This is a genomic window from Parasphingorhabdus sp., from assembly GCF_965233695.1.
In the GTDB taxonomy this organism is placed as follows: Bacteria; Pseudomonadota; Alphaproteobacteria; order Sphingomonadales; family Sphingomonadaceae; genus Parasphingorhabdus.
Genome location: NZ_OZ247497.1, coordinates 424831 through 448850, shown reverse-complemented (window position 1 = coordinate 448850; position 24020 = coordinate 424831). Strand labels below are relative to the sequence as shown.

The following is a 24020-nucleotide window of genomic DNA, read 5'->3' as shown; positions in this document are numbered from 1 at the left end:
TTGTGATGAAGGCGGCGAAATGCAGAACCAGAGCCATAAGTCCGAATGTTATGAATTGTTTCATGCTGCGCCTCACATGTTGCAGAAGGGTATGCCGCTGGACGGATCGGCCTCAGGGGTCGGGGTGATCCGTCCAGCAACAATCGGGAAGCTAGAATCGCAGCGTAGCACCGGCTAAAACCTGATTGGATCGCAAGGTTCCATCCAGCTTGTTGCGACGATATTCTACCCGAAAAGCCGCATTCTCATTGAACGCGAATTCAGCGCCGCCTCCGAACATCAGCCCGTCAGCGTTCTTATTGGCTGAGGCAATCGCGGCGTCGTTTCCGTTTGCGAACCTGCTTACCGAGTAGCGTGTGCGATTATAACCAATTCGGCCGTAGATGAGCGCGCGATCTGCAAGAACAACGCCGGCACGAACCGAAGCATTTGCGGACCATTTGGGGTTTAATTCCGCCGATCCGCCATTGGCAATATCACTGGTGATCGTGTTCCCATTAGGGCTGAAACCTGCTTCGACGCCAACTACAAATTTGTCCATCTGCAGATCATATCCGGCGTAACCACCATAGATGATGCCGCTCTTCTTCGCATCGAGCGTCACGGTGTTGCCGCCGTCGAGAATTGGCTCATCGATGCTAATACGGTTGTAGCCAGCTTCAACGCCAATGCTCACCCCGGTGAAAAGGTCGTCTGTATCCTGCGCGAAAGCAGTCTGAGACACGCTTATCGCAACAAGCGATGCGGCAACAATTGAAAGAGATTGATTGTATAAATTCACTATTAGTTCCTTAGATTTGATTTGAGCGCAAAAATCCGTCGTGCAAATCGATGCACGTCGAACTCACATTCGTGTGGCGAGCGTCGGGTTTGGGCGAAGCGAAGCCAAGCCATTCAAGCAGCCTGTGTTCTATTCAGGCATATCGGGGTGTTGTTACATTGAGACTCCAAATGTGATTGCAAGGACCGCTATACCCTGAATATATTAATTTGCGATGAATAATTATTGTCATACAATAAAATATTATCGTATTATGTCATTTCACCCAGACTTGCTTTGGGCTGCGTCTAGGTCACTGGCACCGTGCGAACGTCCGCTCTCACCCTAGTCTTGCGCGTCTTAGAAACTGCGCCAGCGTCCGATACTCTAATCGGACATTCCATGGTAACAGCGCCCTTCGATCTCTTCCCTCTTTCCTACAACGTACCATATAGGTTATATCATGCGCTTTCCATAACCGATGAGAGAAAGCATGATGACCCAACTATCCCCCGAACAACCCGATACTGAAACACTCAACGCACCCGCCCCGCGCTGGACGCCGGAGAAGCAGGGCCGGTTTCTCGAGGCCCTCGCGCGCTCTGGGTCGGTTAAATCAGCGGCGGCTTTTGTGGGGATGAGCCGGGAGAGTGCGCATCGGTTGCGGCGGCGCGATGAGGGGCGCGCCTTTTCGCGGGCCTGGGATGCGGCGCTTATTCATGCGCGGGATCTTTATGCAGAAGAAGTGCTGGAGAAAGGGCTGAATGGCTGGGCCGAGCCTGTCTGGTATCATGGCGAGGAAGTGGGGGAGCGGCAGCGATTTTCTGTTCCCTTGTTGCTGGCAGCGCTGGCGCGGCTGGATGCGAAGGCGGATGAGTGTGATCTGGCGGGCAATCCGGCGCGCGCTGCTGCAGCGCAGTTTGACGATATGGTCGAGGCAATCAGCCAGGGCAGGGATTGTGCCGCTATGCTGGAGGAACAGGATAAGGCGGGGGAGCCCGATATCGAGCCACCCTTTACCGGCATCGGTCATGATGATCTGCTGGAGCGTCTGCGCGAAAAGCAGGCGCGCGAGCAGATTGCCGCCACCGCGCCGGAAGATATCGACATAACAGACCTCGATCCCGATAATGCTGCCGACTGGGACGACATGCAATGGGAGCGCGCGATGCGCAGCGGCATGAGCGATGATCCCGATTTCTGGACACGGGTCCGGGCCAGTGAGGCAGCGGCGGGCATATGTCATGATGAGTTTGCCGATGATATTCCGGGCAGCAACACGGCACACCGCACTGGCGCAGAGGGACCACAGGCGGTTCCGCTATAGGGGGTGTGACCCCGTGTGACCCTGCATGGATCGAGCGCAGGGTTATCCGATGATGGGCCCTTCGCCACCGGGCTGCGAATTTCAAAACACAAGTCTTTCGCGCGCGTCATCACCCTGTTAGAGCGAGCCTCATGACCCATGATCCATTCCCCCTGTTCGAAAGCTGGTTCGCGGAAGCCCGCGAGACGGAATTAAATGATAGCAATGCGATGACCATCGCGACTGCGGATGCCAACGGGCAACCGGCCGCGCGGATGGTGCTGTTAAAGGGCCATGACCGCAACGGTTTTGTCTTTTACACCAATCAGGAAAGCCGCAAGGCCGCCGACATTGCCGCCAATCCGAAAGCGGCGATCCTATTTCACTGGAAAAGCCTGCGCCGGCAAATCCGTATTGAAGGACCGCTGTCGACCGTTTCTAATGCCACTGCCGATGCCTATTTTGCAACGCGCAGCCGGGATTCGCAGCTGGGCGCCTGGGCGTCGGATCAATCCCGGCCACTGGATGCGCGCGCGACATTTGAAGCACGCTATGACGAGATGAAAGCGCGCTTTGAAGGTCAGGACGTGCCGCGTCCGCCGCATTGGTCGGGCTATCGACTGATGCCGCAGCGCTTTGAATTTTGGCAGGACCGCGAACATCGGCTGCACGAACGGCGGACCTTTGTGCGGGCCGATGGCGGTGATGATTGGACGGAAGGAATGCTCTACCCATGACGCAGGAAAATGGAATCTTACCCTATTATCATGTCGATGCCTTTGCCGAGCGGCCCTTTACCGGCAATCAGGCCGCGGTGATGCCGCTCGAAAGCTGGCTTGATGATGCGGTGCTGCAGGCGATTGGCGAAGAGAATAATTTTGCCGAAACCGCCTTTTATCTGCCCGACGCCACAGGCGAGGCGGATTATGAGCTGCGCTGGTTCACGCCGACGATAGAGATTGCGCTATGCGGCCACGCAACTCTGGCGAGCGGGCATATCATCCTTTCGCAACAGCCGGAGCGGGAGAAAGTGACTTTTCGCACCCGCAAGGCCGGCGTGTTGACCATGGTGCGTGATGGCGACGGCTATGCGCTGGAGCTGCCCGCCTATCCGCCGTCTCCCAAAGAGCGACCCGATATTGTCGCCCTGCTTGGCGGGTCGCCGGTCGAGACGCAATTTCATGAAGGGCGCTATAATGTGATCCGCTATGCAACCGCGGACGAGGTGCTGGCGCTCAAGCCGGATTTGAAGGCTTTGGGGGCTTTGGGCAATGAACAGTTTATCTGCACAGCACCGGGCACCGATACCGATGCGCTGAGCCGGGTCTTTGTGCCCGGTGGCGGGGTCGACGAGGACAGCGTGACGGGATCGGCCCATGCCGTGCTGACGCCTTATTGGGCGAAGCAACTGGGCCGCGACAGCTTTACCGCTTATCAGGCCAGTGGTCGCGGCGGCTATGTCGACTGCCGGCTGGATGGCGAAAAGGCCTGGCTGGGCGGCAAATGTGTGACCGTGGTGGAGGGGCTGTTCCGGTTGTAGTTTTGACCAGCGGGTTGGCCACCCCGCTCATGCTGAGCCTGTCGAAGCATCGTGGCAAAGACCCTTCGACAAGCTCAGGGTGAGCGGAGAAGGGGGCTATTGAACCGGGAACATCGCCACGATCCGGCCCATCTGATCGCTCATCGGGCCCAGCACATCATCCTGTGTCTTGCCGAGCCGCACGACCGTCAGCTTCTGTTCCGGCGAGACGATGATCTGCTGCCCCAGATGGCCCAGCGCCGCGAACACCGTGTCGGGCGCCATGTCGGGGAAGAGCACTTGGTTACGGCCTTCGGGTCGCCGCTTGTTGAGCCAGATATGACCGCCATAAGCGGGATCATTGGCAGAGGAGCTACGCATGAACTTGACCCAGCTGACCGGCAGATGCTGCGCCCCCCTGCGCGCGCCGTTGTTGCGGAGGAACTCTCCGAATGTCGCATAGTCCCGGGCGGTGGACTGAATGATGCTGCCGCCGAGGAAGGTGCCATTGGCATCGAACTCGAAATAGGTGCTCTCCATGCCCAGCGGTTCGAGCAGACGGCCGCGAATGAAACGCATGGCGGTGTCGCGGCGCACCTTCGGGTCGGTGCTGTTGGTCAGGGTGCGGGTGATGATGTCGGCCAGTATCATGCTGGTGGCGGTGCTATATTCGAACTTTGCGCCGGGCTCTGCTTCCATCGGCCGGGCTTCGGCATAGCCGGCCATATCACCGGCGCCCGAAAGGAACAGCATCTGCTGGGTATCGGCTTCGTAGAGGGTTTTGCCGCCTTCCTCGCCGACCTCGGTATGGTCGAGGCCAGAGGACATGTGCAGCAGTTGCCGCAGGGTGATATCGCCGCGCGGGTCGCCGGGCCGCTGCCAGTCGGGGACGGGGGCAGGGTCGTCGAGCACCAGCCGGCCATCCGCGACAAGAAAGCCGATCAGCGCGCCGGTAAAGGATTTCGCCATCGACCAGCTGATGAAGCGGGTGTCCTCGTCATAGCCCTCGCCATAGCGTTCGGCGATGATCTCTCCGCGATGCATGATCAGCAGGGCGCGGGTCTCGGCCATGGCGGGGTCGTCGAACAGGGGCGAGATGGCGGCATCCAGCCGGGCTTTCGGAATCGGGCTGGCGTCGGATATATAGGCCAGCTCTTCGGCGGTCTTGGGCGGCGGTGCTGCCGGTTCGTCACTCGCAGCGCAGCCAGCAAGGGCGAAAGCGAGAAAGGACAGGGCAGTGATTTTGATCTTGTGCATGGACATCCGTTGCACCAATAAGACCAGCTATGGCAACCGTAAATGATAATCCCGAAACCGCTTCCAAGACACAAAGCCGTAAAGGCCGCATCGCGCTATATATATTGGCCTTGTTCGTGCTGATATTGGCGGCTGTCTTTGCGTATAATTACAGCTTCATCAAAGGGCAGCTCGGCATCGGTACCGCCTATGGAGCGCGTGTTGCCTGTTCCTGCCACTATGTTGGTGGCCGCGATCTGGCCGACTGCGAGAAGGATTTTGAGCCGGGCATGGAAGTCATCGGTTTGTCGATGGATGACGAAAAGCGCCGGGTAACCGCTTCGGTACCGCTGCTCGCGTCCGCTACGGCCGAGTTTCGCGAAGGCTGGGGCTGCGTGATGCTGACGGAGGCCGAAGCCGACTAAGCGATCAGGCCGTCGCTGCTGCCAGCCATTGCTGGGAAACGGCTCCGGTTTTTTCGATCCATCCGCCGCCTAGCACCCGATCCTTATGATAGAAGACCGCTGCCTGACCGGGGGACACGCCATATTCCGGATTGTGGAATTGCAGCTTGTCGCCTTCAAGCCGTGCATGAGTCGGTTTGGCCATGGAGCGGACCTTCACCTGCATTGGGCCTTCAAAATCGCCGCCAATCCAGTTGATGTCGCGCAGCGTTGCCGATGCAACGGCGAGTGCCTGTCTAGGTCCGACAAAGACGCGTTTGGTCTCCGGTTCCAGGCGGATCACATAGAGTGGTTCGGCCTGCCCGCCAATTTCAAGGCCTTTACGCTGGCCCACAGTATAATGGATCAGGCCCTTGTGTCGGCCCATGACGGTGCCGTCGATATGAACAATCTCGCCATCATCATCGGCATCGGGACGAAGCTTGCGGACAACTTTGGCATAGTCTCCATCGGGCACGAAGCAGATATCCTGACTATCCGGTTTGAAGGCGACGGCGAGGCCCATGTCCTTGGCGATCTCGCGAACGTCATCCTTCGGCATGTCGCCCAGCGGAAAGCGTAGATAGTCGAGCTGGTCCTGTGTCGTTGCAAACAGGAAGTAACTCTGGTCCCGGGCAGGATCCATGGCGCGATGCAATTCAGAGCCATTGTCGCCCATGACACGGCGAACATAGTGGCCCGTTGCCAGACAGTCCGCACCCAGTTCGCGGGAGAGGTTTAAGAGGTCTGTGAACTTCACCCCCATATTGCACTGGACACAGGGGATCGGTGTTCGCCCGGCCATATACTCATCGGCGAACACATCCATGACCGATTCCTGAAAGCGGCTGGCATGATCAAAAACATAGTGGGCGATGCCCAGCTTCTCGGCCACGGCCCGCGCATCTCGGATATCCTGACCGGCACAGCAGCTGCCGGCGCGGCCAACAGCTTCGCCATGATCATAGAGCTGCAAGGTAATGCCAATCGTCTCTGCACCGGTTCGCGCAGCCAATGCCGCGACGACGCTGGAGTCGACGCCGCCGGACATCGCAACGACGATGCGCTTGCCGGTCAGATCGTCCCCGAGCTGAAATTCACTGTTGATTCGGTCAGTCATAATGTCACGTCCCTTAACGATGAACCGCGTGAAGCGCCAGTTTTGTTGAAATACGAAGCCAAAACACTGGGTCTCACCCTGCTATGGTTCATATTGGGACGAAAAGACGAATTGGAAGGAAGGTTTGCTTAACCAGTCCTAAGACCGTGTGAACATCGCCTTTACGGATGTTTATATCTTCGTTGCTAGAAGCCTCTTCATGGAAATGAACTTCCCTCACAAGAGTCTGACACAGACCAGTGCCGATACGGATGCACCAGCAGGCAGCGCGCATGACGCGCTGATTGCGCATGCGATCGCGCGTCAGACTCTTTCCCCTTCGGCGCGTGCATATATTGCACGGCGTAGTGCATTGGCTGGACAGCCAACACACAGCAGCGGGGGATTGATGGAAGATCGGATCAAGTTTTTTGCTGGGGAGCGTCCACAAGGAAGCCCTTTTGTAAATAGCGCGCGCTATTTTGAGAAAGGTCATTTCCGACCTGATCTTTTGCGTGAGAATGATTCAGGTGAGGCGACGCGAGAGTAAATATGAACGCGTTCTTTACCTTGGTGATTTAGTAGTTTGAAAAACTCTATGTCTAAACATGTAACAACATTTGGACGTAGAGAGAAATGCCGCAAGGCTAATATTGAGGGTAGTATGATCGAGAACCAAACCATCAAGCCAGCACAAGTCGTGGGTCCGTTGGGTGAACCACTAACGGTTGCTGATTTGCCTGCGCCTGGAACGACTCGTTGGGTTGTTCGGCGTAAAGCGGAAGTCGTAGCGGCGGTAAATGGCGGGCTATTGACGGTCGATGAGGTATGCGATCGCTATAGTTTGTCGTTGGAAGAATTTGCGTCATGGCAGCGTGCCGTTGACCGTTCCGGTATGCCAGGACTGCGTGTAACGCGGATCCAGCATTACCGTGATCTTTATGAGCGTCAGCAGAAATACTAAGCATAATTGTTAATGATAGTGTCGGCCGTTCGTAGCAACCATTGATCAGATTAAGCATTAATATTAATGTATTAGAGGCCTCGGAAAATTGTTTCCGAGGCCTTTTTGCTGTCCGATTATGGAGTATTTTCTGGTCTCAGGCAGCGAATTGTATAAGATCATCTAACCTGGCTTGAAATACGGCCAAAACAGATCAGGAGGGAAGTATGATCAATTTTATCATTGCGCTTGTTATGGGTGGTATCATCGGTTGGTTGGCCAGCATGGTTATGGGGCGTGATGCATCCATGGGCATTTTTTGGAACGTAGTCGTTGGTTGTGTAGGCTCCATGCTAGGTGGATGGCTGTTCAGTTTCTTTACCGGTGGCACACAAAATCTCAGAGATGCACCATTCAGTCCAATCACTCTACTGGTCGCATTTGGCGGAGCGGTTGTTTTGCTTGGCATCGTGAACTTAATCAAACGCGGACGCGTCCGTTAAACTGATTAGTCTAGAAATCTCTAAAGAAAACAAAAGGCTGGCCTATGATGGCCAGCCTTTTTAAATAGCGAAATATGCGGCTATGGTAAATTAGCAACGTCTAGGGTCCAGTGTTTCATTGGGTAATTGTTCGGGCTTGTGATAACTGGTTTATTGATATAATACACCGATCATAAGAATTAATGTTTTCCCCGCGTTCCAGTGATTCTTTTGTATATTGCAGCGCAAAACAAGATAAAGGCTGGCTGACGAGTATTGAATATGAACTATGAATCGAAAATTCCTGCTGAAGACCTGGATGGCTCAATTCTGAGCGACAGCGAAGATCAGGCGCAGAACAAACGACGGTTTATGATCGTGGTGGCTGTCGCGATAGCATTGATTGCAGGCTATGTTGCTTATCAGCTTTTGGCGGGCAGTGGCGCTGCTCCGGAAGCTGCCGAAGATGCCAACGCGCCTGTTGTAACAGTTATGGTGCCTGGCCGGTCGGACGTTGTGCGTACGATTAATGCTACAGGCACATTGGCTGCCCGACGGGAAATTCCGGTTGGTGTTGTCGGAGAAGGCGGTCGGGTGACACAGGTCTATGTGGATGCTGGTGACTGGGTAAAGCCAGGGCAAGTCATGGCCAGCATTGATCGCTCCGTTCAGAACCAGCAAGTGGCTCGTTTGGAAGCATCGGTTGCATCGGCCCGGGCCGACTTAAATCTCGCGCAGGCCAATCTTGATCGTGCGGCCAAACTGGTTGAACGCGGATTTATCTCAAAAGCTGATATTGATCGACTGACAGCAACGCGCGACTCAAATGCCGCACAGCTTAGGGTCGCGCAAGCACAGCTTGGCGAAACCCGTGCGCGCAACAATTTCCTGAATATTGTCGCGCCGAAAGGTGGCTTTGTTTTGGAACGAAATGTTGAAGTTGGTCAGACGGTCAGCGCAGGCAGCGGTATCTTGTTCCGTTTGGCACAAAATGGTGAAATGGAATTACAGGCACAATTGAGCGAAAATGATTTGGCCAATATATCTGTTGGTGTGAATACCGAGGTCATTCCTGTCGGCACAGATAAAGTGCTCAACGGACAAATATGGCAGATTTCGCCAATGATTGATGCGGATTCCCGCCAAGGTATTGCCAAAATCGCGTTGAGCTATGACACTGCGTTGCGGCCAGGTGGCTTTGCCAGTGCCAGAATTCGCAGTGGTTCCTCCGAAGCAGCTGTATTGCCGGAATCTGCGGTGCAGAATGACAGCCAAGGCAGCTTCGTCTACGTCGTCGACAAAGACAATAAAGTCGTACGCCGCGATGTTACCATCGGGTCTGTTTCTGCTGCTGGCCTGTCGATTACAACAGGCCTGAATGGGACTGAACGAGTGGTGCTGCGCGCAGGCGGTTTTCTAAATCCTGGTCAAACGGTCAAACCAGCGGTCGAGAAAGCTCCAGCTGTCAAGGGTAACGATAAGAATGATGCTGACCAAACGGATAAGGCGGCTTGAAAGACTAACTTATGAATCTCCGCAATATCTCTGCATGGTCCACCCGCAACCCGGTTGTGCCGCTGGTTCTGTTTACGGCCTTGTTGCTGGCAGGCTTGCTCAGCTTCAACCGTATGGATGTGGTCAACAATCCTGATGTCGAATTCCCGGGCGTACAGGTCCGGATTTCCCAACCTGGTGCGGCGCCAACGGAAATTGAGAATCAGATTACCCAGCGAGTTGAGGCCGCCGTACGCGCCATTAGCGGTGTTAAAAATATCAGTTCCACGGCTAGTGAAGGCACCAGTTCTACTTTTGTAGAATTTGAAATCGGTGCTGATGTCAATGATGCCGTGAACGAAGTGAAAAATGCCGTGGACCAGGCGCGTGGTTCTCTGCCTGACGGTATTTTGGAGCCACAAATTTCCAAAGTAGACGTCGCCGGTGGGCCAATTGCTTATTTTGCGGTGAAAGCCGACGATATGACGGTGGAACAGTTGAGCTGGTTCGTTGATGATACGGTGGCAAAAAACCTGCTGACTGTGGAAGGCATGGCAGAGGTTGATCGCTTCGGCGGTGTGGACCGCGAAATTCGGGTAATTTTGAAACCCGCCCGGATGCAAGCGCTTGGTGTCACTGCCAGTCAAATCAACACGGTATTGCGTCAGGTGAATGTTAACGCCGCTGGCGGGCGCGCGGAGGTAGGTGGTACACGGCAATCGGTGCGCGTATTGGGTAATGCCGATGATGCCTTTGCGCTGTCCCAGACGCAAATCTCGCTGGGCAATGGCCAAACCATAAAACTGGCTGACGTGGCCGACGTAACCGACTCCTTCGGTGAACGCAGTTCGATTAGTAAAGTCAAAGGCGTCGAAGTTGTCAATTTCGCAATGTCGCGCTCACGCGGTGCATCGGATGTGACCGTCTATGATAATGCAGTCGAGATTATGGACCGGATTACCGAAGAGAATCCAGGCGTAGAGTTTATCCGGCTGGGCAGCAGTGTTGATTACACCAAAACGCAATATAAAAGCTCAATGGCAGCGATGGTGGAGGGGGCGCTGTTAGCTGTTGTTGTGGTGTTCCTGTTCCTGCGAGATTGGCGCGCTACGGTTATTTCAGCCATTGCTATTCCTTTATCTGCCATCCCGACTTTCTGGTTCATGGACCTGCTTGGCTTTAACCTGAATTTTCTTTCGCTTCTCGCACTCGGCCTTGTAGCCGGTGTGTTGGTTGATGATGCGATTGTGGAGATTGAGAATATCGTGCGGCACATGCGGATGGGGAAATCCGCTTATCAGGCATCGATCGATGCTGCTGATGAAATTGGCTTGGCCGTTGTTGCGACATCTTTTTGTATCGTTGCGGTCTTCCTGCCCGTTGGCTTGATGCCAGGAATATCTGGCCAGTTTTTCAAAAATTTCGGCATTACGGTCGTTATCTCGGTGCTGATGAGTTTGGCGGTTGCGCGGATGATTACTCCGATGGTCGCCGCCTATTTCCTGAAATCCAAGGGCCATGCCGATCACGGTGAAGGCGTTTGGATGGATCGCTACATGAATTTGCTGAATTGGTGTCTGGACCAGACAGCCGCGAACGAGATCAGAAAAAGTCTAACACCGGTAAAAATCGCCTGGTGGCAATATCTGATTGGCTTTATGTTGTTTACAATCATCACACTGGCATTCTTAGCGGGAACCTTTGCCACTTTCGGGGCCGTCAATGGCTTCCTGACGGAAATATTGCCAAGCAAATTTGTCAGTGCCCTGATCGGTTTGGCGGCCGGCGTTGGCGTCGGTTTCGCTGTTGCTTGGGTCGTGGCATTTGTCATTCGTTTTGTGGTGAAAATTATCAGCGACAGATTTTCCCAATGGTATGACTATCGTGCCACCCGCTTTCGCGCGCGGGCTCATGATCACCGTGTGTGGATGATGGGTATGGGACTGTTGGCTTTTGGTTTGACTGTCATTCTATTCATGTCAGTGCCAGCCCAATTCCAGCCAACGATCAATGAAGACTCCAGTCGTGTTCAGATTGAAGTCGTCCCGGGCACCACTTTGCAACAAACGGAAAAAATTGCCGACCGCGTGTCCGAGCTTATGTATGAGCAACCGGAAGTCGACCGCGCGTTGACCCGGGTTCGCGAAACCAATGCGACGGTGTTTGTGAACTTCAAGGAAGAGCGCGACAAGACGTCAGTGGAGTTTGAGCGCAGTATGGCGCCCTTGCTGCAAGAAATACCCGATGCCCGTATTTCCTTCCAATCGCAAAGTGGCGGCGGTGGGACCGGACGAGATATTTCGATCATGCTGACTGGCTCTGATCCTGCTCTATTGGATGAAACCGCGTTTCAACTGGTCGAGCAGATGAAGGGTATCAATCTGGTTACCTCTCCGCGGATTGCGGCGGACCTCAGCCGGCCAGAAATACTCATCACGCCCTATACAGATCTGGCATCCAAATTGGGTGTGACAACCGCTGCGCTGAGCCAGACGATCCGGATTGCAACCCTGGGCGAAATTGATCAGAATGCGGCGAAATTCTCACTATCCGATCGTCAGATTCCGATCCGTGTCATGCTGCCGGAGGAATCGCGGACAGATCTGACAACCATCGAAAGCTTGCCTATTCCGACGGCGTCCGGAGGCACCGTCCCCTTAAGCCGTGTCGCCAAGGTTAGTTTTGGATCCGGACCAACGTCTATCCAGCGTTATAACCAGAACCGACGGACTTTTGTCGGTGCTGACCTGGCCCCTGATGTGATCAAGGGCGAGGCGATGACGGCCATCAACAATCTGCCCATCATGAAAAACCTGCCGACTGGTGTGTCAAACGCTCCCTTTGGCGAGGAAGAATGGCAGCAGGAATTGTTCGTTAACTTCATTATCGCTCTGATTGCCGGCGTGCTTCTGGTTTTCGCTACGTTGGTGCTGCTCTACAAACGCTTGATGTCACCACTGGTGAATATGGGTTCGCTGGCATTGGCCCCGCTTGGCGGAATCTTTCTGGTCTGGGCGGTTGGGCAACCATTGTCGATGCCGGTTTTAATCGGCGTTTTAATGTTGCTCGGTATTGTCAGTAAGAACTCAATTTTGCTGATCGACTTTGCGATTGAGGAAATGCAGAAAGGTATTCCGAAATTCGAAGCAATTATGGATGCCGGGCACAAGCGCGCACAGCCTATTGTGATGACGACTGTCGCAATGACTGCGGGCATGGTGCCAACGGCCCTGTCCCTATCCGGTGACGGCGCCTGGCGTGCGCCAATGGGCACGGTGGTGATCGGGGGATTGATCGTTTCCACTCTGTTGACATTGGTTATTGTACCCGCTGGTTTCAGCCTTGCCGATGGCTTTGAACGCCGGGTCGGACCATGGCTGCGCAAGACGATGCTTACCTATAATCCTGGCGATGACGCGGATGATAAAGCAAGGGTTCAGCCAGCCGAGTGAAGCCGCTTTCTTCTAAATTGGCGCCCACGTCGAATAGCAGTCCGATTTCTGGTTCATCGGCAATGACTCCGGATATGAACAATGCTGGCCGCGATATGAAGATTATCGCGACCGGTTTGCTGGTGTTGATGGCGGTGATCTATTTTACCTCCAAAACTTATGAAGAGATCCACCCCGCGCTAGGTTTTGTCCGCGCGTTTTCTGAAGCGGCAATGATTGGCGGTATAGCCGACTGGTTTGCTGTCACCGCTCTGTTTCGCCATCCGATGGGATTACCGATACCGCATACCGCGATCATACCGCGCAACAAGGATCGGATTGGCAATACTCTAGCAAATTTCCTCAAAAACAACTTTCTCGTTTCCAGGATCGTTGCCCAGCGGATGCATGGTATTGATCTGGCCGGTGGAGTCGGGCGGTTTCTAAAATCACCCAGCGGTGGGCAGGGGCGATTGCGTATGGGCGCTTCTCGATTGATCGGCGATATTATCGGCTCGCTCGATCAGGACCGGTTAGGCAGCATGTTCAAGGGCGCTGTGAAAACACAGGCGAAGGAACTCGATCTGGCGACGCCGATGGGCCAAATTCTTGAATCTGTAATGGCCGAAAATCGCCATGGACCGCTCATCGATTCGACGATCAAGTGGGCTTATCGCACGCTTGATGCCAATGAATATGTTATCCGCGCCATTGTCCATGATCGCGCCAATACGGTGATGCGCTGGACTGGACTGGATGATCGCCTTGCCAATGAAGTGGTCGATGGGCTCTATAAATTGCTGGCAGACATGGCAACTGATCCACAGCATCCGGTTCGGGCGAAAACAGAAGAAAGTCTGGTTCAGCTCGCTCAGGAATTGAAAAGCGACCCGGAACTGCGGCAACGGGTCAACGAATGGAAGCTGGAGATGATTGAAAATCCGGCTATTGCAAACTGGATTGACGGTATGTGGGAAACAGGTCGTCAATCCCTGTTAAAAGCGTCTCGCGATCCCGAAGCAGCCATGGCCGGTCATTTTGGCGATGCGCTGATGCAGCTAGGCAGCAGCTTGCAAAAAGATCCTCTGCTTAACCGTCAGTTGAACCGTTTCGCACGCCGTGCCGTTGCAGGAGTGGTCGCAAGCTATGGCGATAACATCGTCAAGCTTGTGTCAGAGACTATTCGTGGCTGGGACGCCCAGACGATTACCGATCGCGTTGAAAATGCAGTCGGTCGCGATCTTCAATATATACGTGTGAACGGCACGCTCGTCGGTGGCCTGGTTGGCATGATGCTTCATCTCCTGGGCTATTGGATTTAAGCCTTCCAACCAGTGTTAGGCCGGTGGGGTTGGTCAATATCGCCCTAGCGGGATAGTAGTATCCGAGCCTGTCCTGCGATCTGCGCGAGCATGGGGATGGACGGTTTTGGTGACCGCTGGGCCCGATCCATAATATACCGGAACTGGCTGACGCGGTCGCTGTTCTTCTCTGCCCAGCTTTCCAGAAATTGGTCCATATCTTTGCTGCGCGCCCGCCGCAGGAAATCCAGTCGCATCTGCTGAAAATCGCGTGCCAGTCCAGCAACCAGCAATCGGTCCCAAGGATCGGAAGGGTTGATGCGGGTCGCGGTCATCTGCGCCCAATCCAGCCTCAGCAAGCTACCCAAACGCGTGAAGGCTGCAGCAACATCTATTGCCTCAATTTCCCTTGTTTTTGCCAGATGGGCTATGCCGGCCGCCCCATCATTTTTATAGATATTCGCCATTTTCTGGGCGATATCATTAGTTGCACCGGCGTCTACAAGAAGTCGCGTCTGTTTGGCGGCTTGCAATTGACCCTCGGCTGTAATCAGGCTGTCCACGTTTTCATTCAACGCGGCAATATTGGGCGCCAACATCGTCACCGCGTCATCAATCGTGCCGTTGGTAAGGCCAATCCGCATAAGATCTGCCATATGGGACCGCAGCACGTAGGCCACGCGGTCGAACAGCAACAAGCGAACATTCTCTCCGATTTTTGCATCTTCGAGGGACTTCCAGATGGTTTCAGCATCGAACAAGCGTTCCGCCATAACAAAAGCCGCAGCAACTTCGCCCAACGAACAACCTTCTTCTTCGGCCAGTTCAAAGGGGTCGATCAATCCGAGCCGATTGATCATGCGATTGGCCAGCTTTGTAGCGATGATTTCTTTGCGGAGCTGGTGGTTGAGGATAGAGGTTTTGTGGCGTGATTTCATGGCGCTGGGGAACGCGCTGAGCAGCTCGTTATCGAGGCCCGGATCATTGCTTAGTTCGCTGTCTTCAATTGCATCCTGGAGAGCAAGTTTCGCTGTGGAAATCAAAACGGCCAGCTCCGGACGGAATAGTCCACGATCCTCTTGTCCACGGCGGAATAGGTCTTCGTTGGTAGCAAGACCTTCGATAGCCCTATCAAGTTTGCCTTGTTCTTCGAACAGTTCGATCAATCGGATATAAGAAGGAAGGGTTTTCTGGCCGCCAATCTCTGCAATAGACAAGCCAAGAGCCTGAAGCCGATTATCTTCAAGGACCAGCGCCCCAACTTCTTCAGTCATTTTTGCCAGCAAAGCATTGCGTGCCGATGGCTTCAACCTCCCTGCCGCCATCGCCGCATTGAGAGCAATCTTGATGTTAACTTCATTGTCTGAGCAGTCAACGCCTGCGCTATTATCGATAAAATCGGTGTTGATACGACCGCCCAGTCCGGCAAAAGCAATACGCCCTGCCTGTGTGATGCCCAAATTTGCGCCTTCGCCAATGACTTTGACACGCAATTGTTTGGCATTAACTCTGATATTGTCGTTGGAAGGATCGCCCACTTCAATATTATTTTCGGTCGATGCTTTTATGTAGGTCCCGATTCCACCAAACCAGAGGAGATCTGTTTTGCTGGTCAAAATAGCAGAAATGAGGCGAGAGGGCGTTATCTCTGTCTCGCCGGAGAGGTCCAGCAATGCAGCAATTGTTTTATTAATTTTCAGGGTCTTAGAGCTTCGAGAAAATACCCCGCCACCTTTGGAGATCAAGGCTTTGTCATAGTCTTCCCAACTGGAGCGCGGCAATTCAAAAAGACGTTTGCGTTCCTTCCAGCTGGTTTCGGGATCGGGGTCGGGGTCGATAAAGATATGACGATGATCAAAGGCTGCAACCAGGCGCAGTGATTTCGACAACAACATGCCGTTGCCAAACACATCGCCGGACATGTCGCCCACACCAACAACGTCAACCGGTTCTTTTTGAACATCAACGCCCATTTCGGCAAAATGCCGCTGCACGGAAACCCACGCGCCACGTGCTGTAATGCCCATAGCCTTGTGGTCATATCCATTGCTGCCGCCACTCGCGAACGCGTCGCCTAACCAAAAGCCCTTGTCGGTCGCGATTTCATTGGCAATATCAGAGAAGGTCGCGGTACCTTTATCAGCGGCCACCACGAAATAAGGATCATCCTCATCCAGTCGCACCACATTTTGCGGCGGAATGACCACACCTTCTTTTATGTCATCCGTTATGGACAACAGCGCGCTGATGAAAACCTTATAGGATCCGACGCCTTCCGCTAAATACGCGTCCCGATCATCACTTGCAGGCAGTTGCTTTGCGTAAAAGCCGCCTTTGGCGCCAGTTGGAACGATAACGGCATTTTTGACCCGCTGTGCCTTCATCAGGCCCAAAATCTCGGTGCGAAAATCATCCCGCCGGTCCGACCAGCGCAATCCGCCGCGCGCAACCGGTCCCGCACGCAGATGAATGCCCTCAACCCGTGGGCTGTAAACAAATATTTCGCGCCAAGGCACGGGCTTTGGCAGATCAGGAACTTTTGCGCTTTCAATCTTGAAAGCCAGGGCACCATGGTTGCTTTCGGCAAAGGCGTTGGTACGCAAAATAGATTCAATAACCCCGCGGAACAGACGCAAAATGCGATCGTCGTCAATGCCTTGAACGCTAACCAATCCGCGCTCGATAGATTTGATTGCATCTTTGACGGCCTTGTCCCGGTCACCCTCGAAGGCCGGATCGTGCAAGGACGTGAACAAGCGGATCATGGCGCGTGTGACATCCGTTGCCTCGGCAAGCGCCTCGACGACCGTAATCATCCCATAGCTCAATCCAGTTTGGCGAAGATATCGGAACCATGCCCTGATCCAGATAGTCGACCGGGCGCTGATCCCGGTAGAGGTAATCAGCTGGTTAAAACTGTCATTCTCTGCGACACCTTCGAGAACGTCGGTGATCGCGTCCTGAATTTCAGAGGCACGAGCGATCAAATCATCGCGTGCATCTGGGTTGGACAAGGAAAGCTGGAAGTCGTGAATATAACCCAACCGGCCTTCATCAAGCGGCGTGGGCAGTTCCTCCAGAACCGAAAAACCGAAATTTTCCAAGGTCGGTACAGCGTCAGAAAGGGGCAGCACGCCACCAAGATGATAGACTTTAAGCCGCAGGAGATGGTCAGCATCACCGTCAAGGCGATAGAGCCGTGTTGATTTTTGTCCACCGCGCTCCAGCTGGAACAACCGCATGATATCGCGTGAAGCTTCTTCCGCCCCATAAGTGGAGCGATAGGTTCCCGGAAAACACTCCGCATAGCGCTGTGCGAGAATCTCGGCCCGATTGTCCGGAACAAAATTACTCAAATGGCTAGCCACTTCGGGCCGCCAGCCACGGATCATGTTTTCCAGCTGACGGTCGAGGGCATCTGGATCAGGAATTTTGCTGTCGGCACCCATATCGAGAATATAGCGCAAAGAAGAAATCCCGCCTTCGTCGAGCGTATTGGACCAGCTCAATATCCGGGCGCCCGTTGCTTGTGTAAGCATCGTTTGGATGTTTTCTCTGCGTTCGGTTGATAGCTGCTCGCGCGGGAGCCAGATGAAGGCGAAGAGGTGCCGGTTGAGCGGCGACATGACGCTGTGCAGTTTCGGTCGCGGGCGATCGATGAGGGACATTGAAATCAGCGCCAGTTTCTCAAGATCCTCCTGCTTGAAGGTGATCAAAATATCGTGAGGCAAGGCAGTCAGGGCGTGGGTTAGCGATTTGCCGGCATGCCCTGTGGGTGCAAATTCAAACTTGTCGAACAGTTGCGTCATCTGTGTGCGAAGCAGGGGTACCTTCTCGGGCGGCGCGGCCAAGGCGGCACTGGTCCATAGGCCAGATGTAATTGACAGGCCGACCAGAGCATCTTTTTCGCGCCGTGGCACGATGATGACATCCATCAGAACCTGTCTGTGGACGGTCGAAACCTGATTGGACTTGATGATCAAAGGTGCCTGACCGCCAGCCTTAAACCAATTAAAGGCGCGCTTCTGGCTTTCGCGCGACAGCGCGGGTACGTCCCGCATGCGCGCGACACCGATGCGATCCGTCCGTTGTCCTTTTTCGTCGACTTTCTCATGGGCAAGCAGGGTGAAATTGCGATCCAGAAACCAGCGTATCAGTGCGGTGCCTTCTCCTGCGGGCAAGCTGTCCGCATCTTCGCCCAATGCGATTTGCAATTTCAACCAGTCTGTCACGGCTGCGCCGACATCCAGCAAGTTTTTTCGTAATGCCTTTTCAAGCGCCCGGCGCGGCTTTGCGTCGGTTCGTTCCAGCTCAATATAAATGATGGATTCGCGCTTTTCGCCGCTATCGGGATCATTATGAATGGTCTCTAGCTGACCCGTTTTATCGCGCTTTACGCCGACAACGGGGTGGATCAGCCGTTCGATATTCAGCCCGAAACCAGAGATGGTGGCACATACGGAATCGACCAAGAATGGCATATCATCATTGACGATGGCCAAGCGCAAATGTCGTTTGCCATTAGCACTTATGACGCTTTCGAGGGAGAGGTTGGCTTCGGAACTGTTTCGATGGAAGCCGGTATCCAGCGCAAACTCGACAGCCTCATTGCAGGCCTTGGCATCAAAACCGATGTCCTCTCCCGGCAGAGCGCTATCCTGAAACGCGATAGTCAAATTTTTCTTGAGTGTTTTGCCGGCCTTCGAATTGGTCGTTTTCGCTGCTTTTGCGTCGCGGCTACCAGTCATGGTTCCCCCAATAGATCAGTCCGGGTTAAGACTCCGGCTGTTGGAGCAGTCTTATGGGCCCATTATGAGGCTTGCTCAAGAGCGTTCGACAAATCGCGCAGAGCATATTGCCGAATGTCTTTCGAGCGTGATATTAAGGTTACATATGAAACTAAAGAGTCGGAGTTAGTCCGCTTTGGTTTAACGGTTTTCAGACACTGGTTTGTTTCAAAGCCTTTTCTGTCAGTTTCTGATCACCGAGCACGGGTCCGACAATTGACAATTGTCCGTCTTCATCCTGTCTAGCGACCAAAACAATAAACTCTGCATCGCCGGCATCAATATCATGCAGCTCCCGGCCTGGCGCGCTGCGAAGGCGTTCGAGCACATCTTCGTTTTGCAGGACAGGATCGGTTGCTTTCTGCTTCGGGTTACGCGCGTCTCTCTCGGCATAGACAACGGCTTTCAGGCCGCCGTCATAATTTTCGAGATAGTCGGCAAAGGCGCCCTTTTCGATGCCGGCCTGTTTCGCAAAGCGCAACGCTGCGGCATATTCTGTCAGCCTGGTTTTGTCATAATGTGCACCAAAGACAAGCTTGACGATTGGCGTCATCGGCGCCCGTTCCTGCGCCTTGAGGCCGGAATCTTCGAGAAGCGTTGCATAGTCCTGAGGATAAGTTTCGGTCATCAGATAGAAATCATAAGCCTGACCAATCGCCTTGTAGAGGGCTGCGCGGCTGCGTTGCTCGCTATGTGCAGCATTGTCTGCACTGCTGCGTGCGGCCACCAGCCAATCGGCGAGGCAGGCATCTTCATCGGGTTGATCGCTGATATCTTCCAAATCAATATGATCGCTGCCAACAATAGTGTCTGGCGCTGGAATTACATCTTCTGCAGTCAGTTCGAGCGGACCGGACGTCGGGCTATCTGCCCAGATCGGACCGGTTTCGGTTTTGGCAGGCGCAGAACGCATGGCCTGCGCAACTTGCTCTTCCAATTCTTTTGCAAATTCGTCACCGGCAACTTCTTTCCAGTTGATCACCCCGTAGATGAAATCAATGGTGTCGTCGTCGGTTGAGAATGGCAGCAAAATGCCGCGATACATGATCGTCACGCCGCGTTGATTGACAAATTCGGCTTCAAAGCCAATCGGAGCCTGATTAGCAATTATTTGAAGATAATGGTCGGTAATGCGCGACAATAATGAGCGGGCCGGAACCTGATCGATACTCGTGATGCTTTCGTCCAGCTCACATTCCTGACGCAGGGATTTGCCGAGAAACTGAATCGAAGGATTCTCAACACCATTGGTGAAATCGAGCAAAACACTGTTCGGCCCGAAGTCCTTGTCTGATTCAGGATCAAGATCTTCAACACTCGGAAACTGGCGATCGCCAAGCAATCCTGCCCAAAAATTATAGGCCCGCACATGCATGCGGCGCTCATCCTGACCAATGGCAGGTGGCGCTTCACTGGTTACGTCCTCATCTTCATAGGCGATATAATCGGCGTCAGAGCCAGCGCTCAAACCCATATTTTCACCGGAGTTGCGAAGATTTTCCATGCCTGATCCTACTTTATAAGCTCATTTCCCCACTGGTTTGCGCCAGCCATGGTAAATATCTGGTAAACATTCCCAACTTTTCTCCGCCCTGAATATTGGAAATAGCACGATATTTCGGCGCCAACGCAACCGTCAGGCTTGTCATCGCGCAGACCGGCTGTTAAAGGCGCGATCGTCAAGCATTTGGTCGGCATTTCGCATGCCTATCGCCTAAATGCCGCTTTAGCTCAGGTGGTAGAGCACATCATTCGTAATGATGGGGTCAGAGGTTCGAGTCCTCTAAGCGGCACCACGCATATTTCTGTTATATATCAAGCACTTAGGATTCGCTGAGTTGCTCGATTTAGTCCCCAAACTTCAGAAGGTTAGGTAAACTGCGGGATACGAAACGGTGGCTAGAGACCATTTGGCGGCGGCGATATGGGCCAATATATCACGAGTGTCTCACAGGCCGATTTCGTGGCTGTCAGATGCAGATCGCGATTTTGGGTGGAAAATCAGGCGAACCCGAACATTTTTCGCTGACTAGGCCAATCCAGCGGAATCGCATTGGCGCGGGTGAGTTTGCGGCCGTTCAGATCAACAGGTTGGGTTCCATCCATGATGGATGCGATGATGTCTGGTGCCAGCCAAGAGATACGAACCAGCTGCCCCAGATAGCGTCTACTGTAGCTGGCCAGCGCTGGATTATGTTTGCCATGGAGCAGCTGGTCCTGAGCAGCGAACGCCTGCGCGACCAGCTTTTGCAATGTCGGATCAGGCGCAGGTTTGATGTTTGTTCCGGTGGCCGGAATGATCAGCTTCAGTTCCTTGCCTTGCTTTGCCAGTTTGGCATCGACCTGAACTTCCGTTCTTTCAGTACCATCGGACATCCGGAAACTGATCAAGACCTGAGCCTCTCGGATCTGCGCTTTGACTTTGTGATCTATCAATATTTTGCGCTTTTCCTGAACGGGTCCATTTTTTAGTTGATCAGCAACTTTGCGATTAATGGCAATATGGTTTTGAATGACCTTTGCCTCGTTGGAAGTCGACCCAGCTTTGTCGATCACTTTGGCCAGCGTATCTGTGACAAGCCGTTCCACTTCTCCAGCCGGTAATCTCCAGACGCCATTCTTGTCATCACCAGGTGCGAGACGCGAAACATAGTAGCGAAACCGCTTCGCTCCCTTGCAAGCATGCGTTGGCGTCATGGGCCGACCGTCTGGATCGGTGATCCTGCCAGTGAGCAGACTGGGGTTCTTTGCTTTCTTTCCCATGGCCTTGTCTCTTCGATTGCTTGCAAAGATGTTTTGTACCTCATCGAACAATGGCTGGTCTATGAGAGCGTCATGCGCGCCATCATAGGTGTTTTCGTTGTGGCGGACCTTGCCGGTGTAGATGGGGTTCTGGAGCAGTTGGGCCAGCGACCCTGTGCGGAACGCAATGCCTCCGATAGTCCTGCCATCCTTGTAGGTGCGCTTTTTGGTGCGATAGCCCTGCTCCGCAAGTTCATCGACCAGCAGCCTCAAAGACCGAAGCTCGGTATAGCGCTGAAACAGGTGGCGAACCGTTTCAGCTTCTTGGGCATTCACAATCAACTTACGGTCTTCAAGGTCAAAGCCAAGGGGAACTGGACCTCCCATCCATATGCCCTTCTTCTTTGAGGCCGCAATCTTGTCGCGGATCCGTTCGCCGGTAACCTCGCGTTCAAACTGAGCAAATGACAGTAATACATTTAGGGTCAGTCGGCCCATGCTGGTGGTGGTATTGAATGACTGGGTAACACTGACAAAGCTTGCATTGTGCGCATCAAGGATTTCGACAATCTTCGCAAAGTCAGCGAGGCTTCGGGTGAGCCGATCCACTTTGTAAACAACGATTACATCAACTCTGCCAGCCTTCACATCTTGCAGCAGCTGTTTGAGCCCGGGCCGTTCCATGGTTCCACCACTAAAGCCGCCATCATCGTACAGTTCTGAAGAACCTTCCCAACCCTCATGGGTCTGACTCAAAATATATGCAGCGCAGGCCTCACGCTGCGCATCCAGACTGTTGAAATCCTGCTCCAGCCCATCCTCTGTCGATTTGCGGGTATAGATCGCGCAGCGGGTTTTCTTCTTTACTTCAGACATTGATCAACGCCTTTGGTTTGAATCCGCTGCGCTTCTTCAGCCCAAAGAAACGTGGTCCGGACCAATGGGCGCCGGTAATCTCATCGGCGTTCTGGCTGAGGCTCCGAAACTGCCTGCCATCGTATTCAAAGCCATCGTCGCTAACGAGCACATGATAGCTTTGGCCCTTCCATGAGCGAACCAGCCTTGTGCCCGGCTTGAGTGCGATGTCCGAGAGCGTTCCCGCGCCATTTGATTTTGCGAGTTGTTTTTGCATTCGGGCAATTTGCTTTTTGACAGCCGGCGTCAATCCACCGTGCACGCGCTCCTGCAATCGCAAGGCTATGGAACACCGCAAGAGATTGGGTGGGATTTCAGGTGCGGGTTTACGGAACACATCTCGCCACATCGAGCGGAGCTGGGCTGGAGGCATGGTGACCAGCTCTGAAAGCCGCGTTTCCAAATCACTCATCGGGATGCCTCCTTGGCGGATGGATCAGATGTGATGCGATAAACTGTTCCTCCATCGCCGCGTTGCTCACGGGCCAAAACAAAACCCTTCTTGCGCAGGCCGGTGAGGAAGGATCGAACGCTGTGCGCTTGCCATTGCGTAGCCTCGCTGATTTCTTCAATTGACGCGCCTTTAGCACGCGCCAATAGCTGTTTGACGCTGTCAGATTTTGATTGTGGTTTCGTTTTGACATTGCCCATTTGGGTTCTCCAGTTTGGCGCTGGAGGATCCAGCGCTTCCACTGACCCAAGCCGCAGGTCGCTAGCGGGCGGCGTTTCGTCACGATTGTCGCGACACGAACAGCAATGCTCAGTTAAGCACCGAAGTCCAGTCGAATAGTCAAATTATGACTGCTTTGCGCCCCGTTTCTGACGTTCCGATGGTGCCAGCATCATCTTCAAAGCGGATATTAGCCCATACTTTCAAAACGACCGATTCAGCGGGAGGTGGGGGCCAACGTAGCGGATGCCAAATCAATCCATTCCACGCCCTCGAACCAGCTGTCTCACACTTCCGAGAACCATCTCCTCCCATTCTGCTTCACTCATGCCAGCAGCATGAGGTTTGATCGCAATGAAACCATGAGTGCTAGCCCAGGTTTGAAACGCGAGACGCCGAGCTTCCTCTTGCGCATTTTCGTCGCTGATGAGGGGTTGCACGGTACTGATCGCCACAGCAAAGCTTTCACGCGCAGAGCGCTTCGCTGCTTCTCCTGGAGAATAGTCAGTGGCTCCCATGCCAAACATTAGGGCATAACGGTTTGTGTTTCGACGATAAAAGTCCAAGTAGGCTGTTGTCGATTTTATCACAGCGGCTTCAGGGTCTTCACCGGACCCTGAGCGCGAAACGGCTGCGGCTAAATCACGAAAGCCTTCTATATAGAGCTGCTCGCAAACTTGGTCTTTACCCCCGAAGTAGCTGTAGACGCCCATCGTCGAAAGGCCCGCGCGTTTGGCGATATGGCGCACCGATAGCGCTTCGTGCCCCTCCTCTCGCAATATATCCCGCGCTGCCGCCATTATTCGTGAGCGTTGGTCTGTAGCTTTAGTCATGACACTTGCCATAGCCAAATAACGCTGTTATAGGCAAGTTAATAACACTGTTATAGGAG

The 24020-nt window shown here is 53.8% G+C and carries 19 protein-coding genes and 1 tRNA gene; 11 read left to right on the top strand and 9 right to left on the bottom strand.

Annotated features, from left to right (window positions below):
- Positions 1-151 precede the first annotated feature (151 nt).
- Positions 152-781, bottom strand: a complete 630-nt coding sequence (locus ACO6S1_RS02065; RefSeq protein WP_422344704.1) for an outer membrane protein — start codon at positions 779-781, stop codon at positions 152-154.
- A 472-nt stretch (positions 782-1253) separates the two neighbouring features.
- Here ACO6S1_RS02065 and ACO6S1_RS02060 point away from each other — a divergent pair, with 472 nt between their 5' ends.
- The 3 genes from ACO6S1_RS02060 to ACO6S1_RS02050 all read left to right on the top strand — a co-directional run bounded on the left by ACO6S1_RS02060 (position 1254) and on the right by ACO6S1_RS02050 (position 3606).
- Positions 1254-2087 carry a hypothetical protein gene (locus ACO6S1_RS02060; RefSeq protein ID WP_422344703.1) on the top strand — a complete coding sequence of 278 codons (834 nt, stop codon included), beginning with the start codon at positions 1254-1256 and terminating at the stop codon, positions 2085-2087.
- 131 nt (positions 2088-2218) lie between these two features.
- Positions 2219-2803 carry a pyridoxamine 5'-phosphate oxidase gene (gene pdxH, locus ACO6S1_RS02055; protein ID WP_422344702.1) on the top strand — a complete coding sequence of 195 codons (585 nt, stop codon included), beginning with the start codon at positions 2219-2221 and terminating at the stop codon, positions 2801-2803.
- Positions 2800-3606: a PhzF family phenazine biosynthesis protein gene (locus ACO6S1_RS02050; RefSeq protein WP_422344701.1), complete on the top strand. Its 807-nt coding sequence runs from the start codon at positions 2800-2802 to the stop codon at positions 3604-3606. Before pdxH ends, ACO6S1_RS02050 begins: the two co-directional genes overlap by 4 nt.
- Positions 3607-3702: 96 nt before the next feature.
- Here ACO6S1_RS02050 and ACO6S1_RS02045 read toward each other — a convergent pair whose 3' ends face one another.
- A complete protein-coding gene (locus ACO6S1_RS02045; protein WP_422344700.1) occupies positions 3703-4848 on the bottom strand; it encodes a serine hydrolase in 1146 nt (381 codons plus the stop codon).
- Positions 4849-4871: 23 nt separating this feature from the next.
- Here ACO6S1_RS02045 and ACO6S1_RS02040 point away from each other — a divergent pair, with 23 nt between their 5' ends.
- Positions 4872-5246 (top strand): hypothetical protein, encoded by a 375-nt coding sequence (locus ACO6S1_RS02040; protein ID WP_422344699.1) that lies wholly within the window; start codon positions 4872-4874, stop codon positions 5244-5246.
- A gap of 4 nt (positions 5247-5250) precedes the next feature.
- Here ACO6S1_RS02040 and mnmA read toward each other — a convergent pair whose 3' ends face one another.
- Positions 5251-6384: a tRNA 2-thiouridine(34) synthase MnmA gene (mnmA, locus tag ACO6S1_RS02035; RefSeq protein ID WP_422344698.1), complete on the bottom strand. Its 1134-nt coding sequence runs from the start codon at positions 6382-6384 to the stop codon at positions 5251-5253.
- 199 nt (positions 6385-6583) lie between these two features.
- Between mnmA and ACO6S1_RS02030 the strand changes: the two genes are divergently transcribed.
- The 6 genes from ACO6S1_RS02030 to ACO6S1_RS02005 all read left to right on the top strand — a co-directional run bounded on the left by ACO6S1_RS02030 (position 6584) and on the right by ACO6S1_RS02005 (position 14035).
- The gene (locus ACO6S1_RS02030; RefSeq protein ID WP_422344697.1) at positions 6584-6913 is read left to right on the top strand and encodes a hypothetical protein; all 330 of its coding nucleotides are present in this window, start codon (positions 6584-6586) and stop codon (positions 6911-6913) included.
- Between the two features lie 114 nt (positions 6914-7027).
- Positions 7028-7327, top strand: coding sequence for a DUF1153 domain-containing protein (locus tag ACO6S1_RS02025; RefSeq protein ID WP_207989496.1), 300 nt, complete (start codon positions 7028-7030; stop codon positions 7325-7327).
- Positions 7328-7533: 206 nt separating this feature from the next.
- Complete coding sequence (locus ACO6S1_RS02020; protein WP_422344696.1) at positions 7534-7809, top strand: GlsB/YeaQ/YmgE family stress response membrane protein; 276 nt, start codon at positions 7534-7536, stop codon at positions 7807-7809.
- Positions 7810-8070: 261 nt separating this feature from the next.
- Entirely contained in the window at positions 8071-9303 is a 1233-nt protein-coding gene (locus ACO6S1_RS02015; RefSeq protein ID WP_422344695.1) for an efflux RND transporter periplasmic adaptor subunit, read from the top strand.
- Positions 9304-9314: 11 nt separating this feature from the next.
- Complete coding sequence (locus ACO6S1_RS02010; protein ID WP_422344694.1) at positions 9315-12734, top strand: efflux RND transporter permease subunit; 3420 nt, start codon at positions 9315-9317, stop codon at positions 12732-12734.
- Positions 12735-12808: 74 nt separating this feature from the next.
- The gene (locus tag ACO6S1_RS02005; RefSeq protein WP_422344693.1) at positions 12809-14035 is read left to right on the top strand and encodes a DUF445 domain-containing protein; all 1227 of its coding nucleotides are present in this window, start codon (positions 12809-12811) and stop codon (positions 14033-14035) included.
- A gap of 44 nt (positions 14036-14079) precedes the next feature.
- Here the strand turns inward: ACO6S1_RS02005 and ACO6S1_RS02000 are convergent, their stop codons facing one another.
- Both ACO6S1_RS02000 and ACO6S1_RS01995 read right to left on the bottom strand, forming a co-directional pair.
- Positions 14080-18762, bottom strand: coding sequence for an NAD-glutamate dehydrogenase (locus ACO6S1_RS02000; RefSeq protein WP_422344692.1), 4683 nt, complete (start codon positions 18760-18762; stop codon positions 14080-14082).
- A 190-nt stretch (positions 18763-18952) separates the two neighbouring features.
- Positions 18953-20305 carry a PAS domain-containing protein gene (locus tag ACO6S1_RS01995; protein WP_422344691.1) on the bottom strand — a complete coding sequence of 451 codons (1353 nt, stop codon included), beginning with the start codon at positions 20303-20305 and terminating at the stop codon, positions 18953-18955.
- Between the two features lie 216 nt (positions 20306-20521).
- Here ACO6S1_RS01995 and ACO6S1_RS01990 point away from each other — a divergent pair.
- Positions 20522-20597: transfer RNA gene (locus tag ACO6S1_RS01990), tRNA-Thr, on the top strand.
- Positions 20598-20802: 205 nt separating this feature from the next.
- Here the strand turns inward: ACO6S1_RS01990 and ACO6S1_RS01985 are convergent.
- The 4 genes from ACO6S1_RS01985 to ACO6S1_RS01970 all read right to left on the bottom strand — a co-directional run bounded on the left by ACO6S1_RS01985 (position 20803) and on the right by ACO6S1_RS01970 (position 23961).
- Positions 20803-22419 (bottom strand): recombinase family protein, encoded by a 1617-nt coding sequence (locus ACO6S1_RS01985; RefSeq protein ID WP_422344690.1) that lies wholly within the window; start codon positions 22417-22419, stop codon positions 20803-20805.
- Entirely contained in the window at positions 22412-22870 is a 459-nt protein-coding gene (locus ACO6S1_RS01980; RefSeq protein ID WP_422344689.1) for a DUF2924 domain-containing protein, read from the bottom strand. The genes ACO6S1_RS01985 and ACO6S1_RS01980 overlap by 8 nt, the downstream gene beginning before the upstream one ends.
- Positions 22867-23109, bottom strand: coding sequence for a DUF3489 domain-containing protein (locus tag ACO6S1_RS01975; protein WP_422344688.1), 243 nt, complete (start codon positions 23107-23109; stop codon positions 22867-22869). The genes ACO6S1_RS01980 and ACO6S1_RS01975 overlap by 4 nt, the downstream gene beginning before the upstream one ends.
- A gap of 273 nt (positions 23110-23382) precedes the next feature.
- Positions 23383-23961, bottom strand: coding sequence for a TetR/AcrR family transcriptional regulator (locus tag ACO6S1_RS01970; protein ID WP_422344687.1), 579 nt, complete (start codon positions 23959-23961; stop codon positions 23383-23385).
- Between the last annotated feature and the right edge of the window lie 59 nt (positions 23962-24020).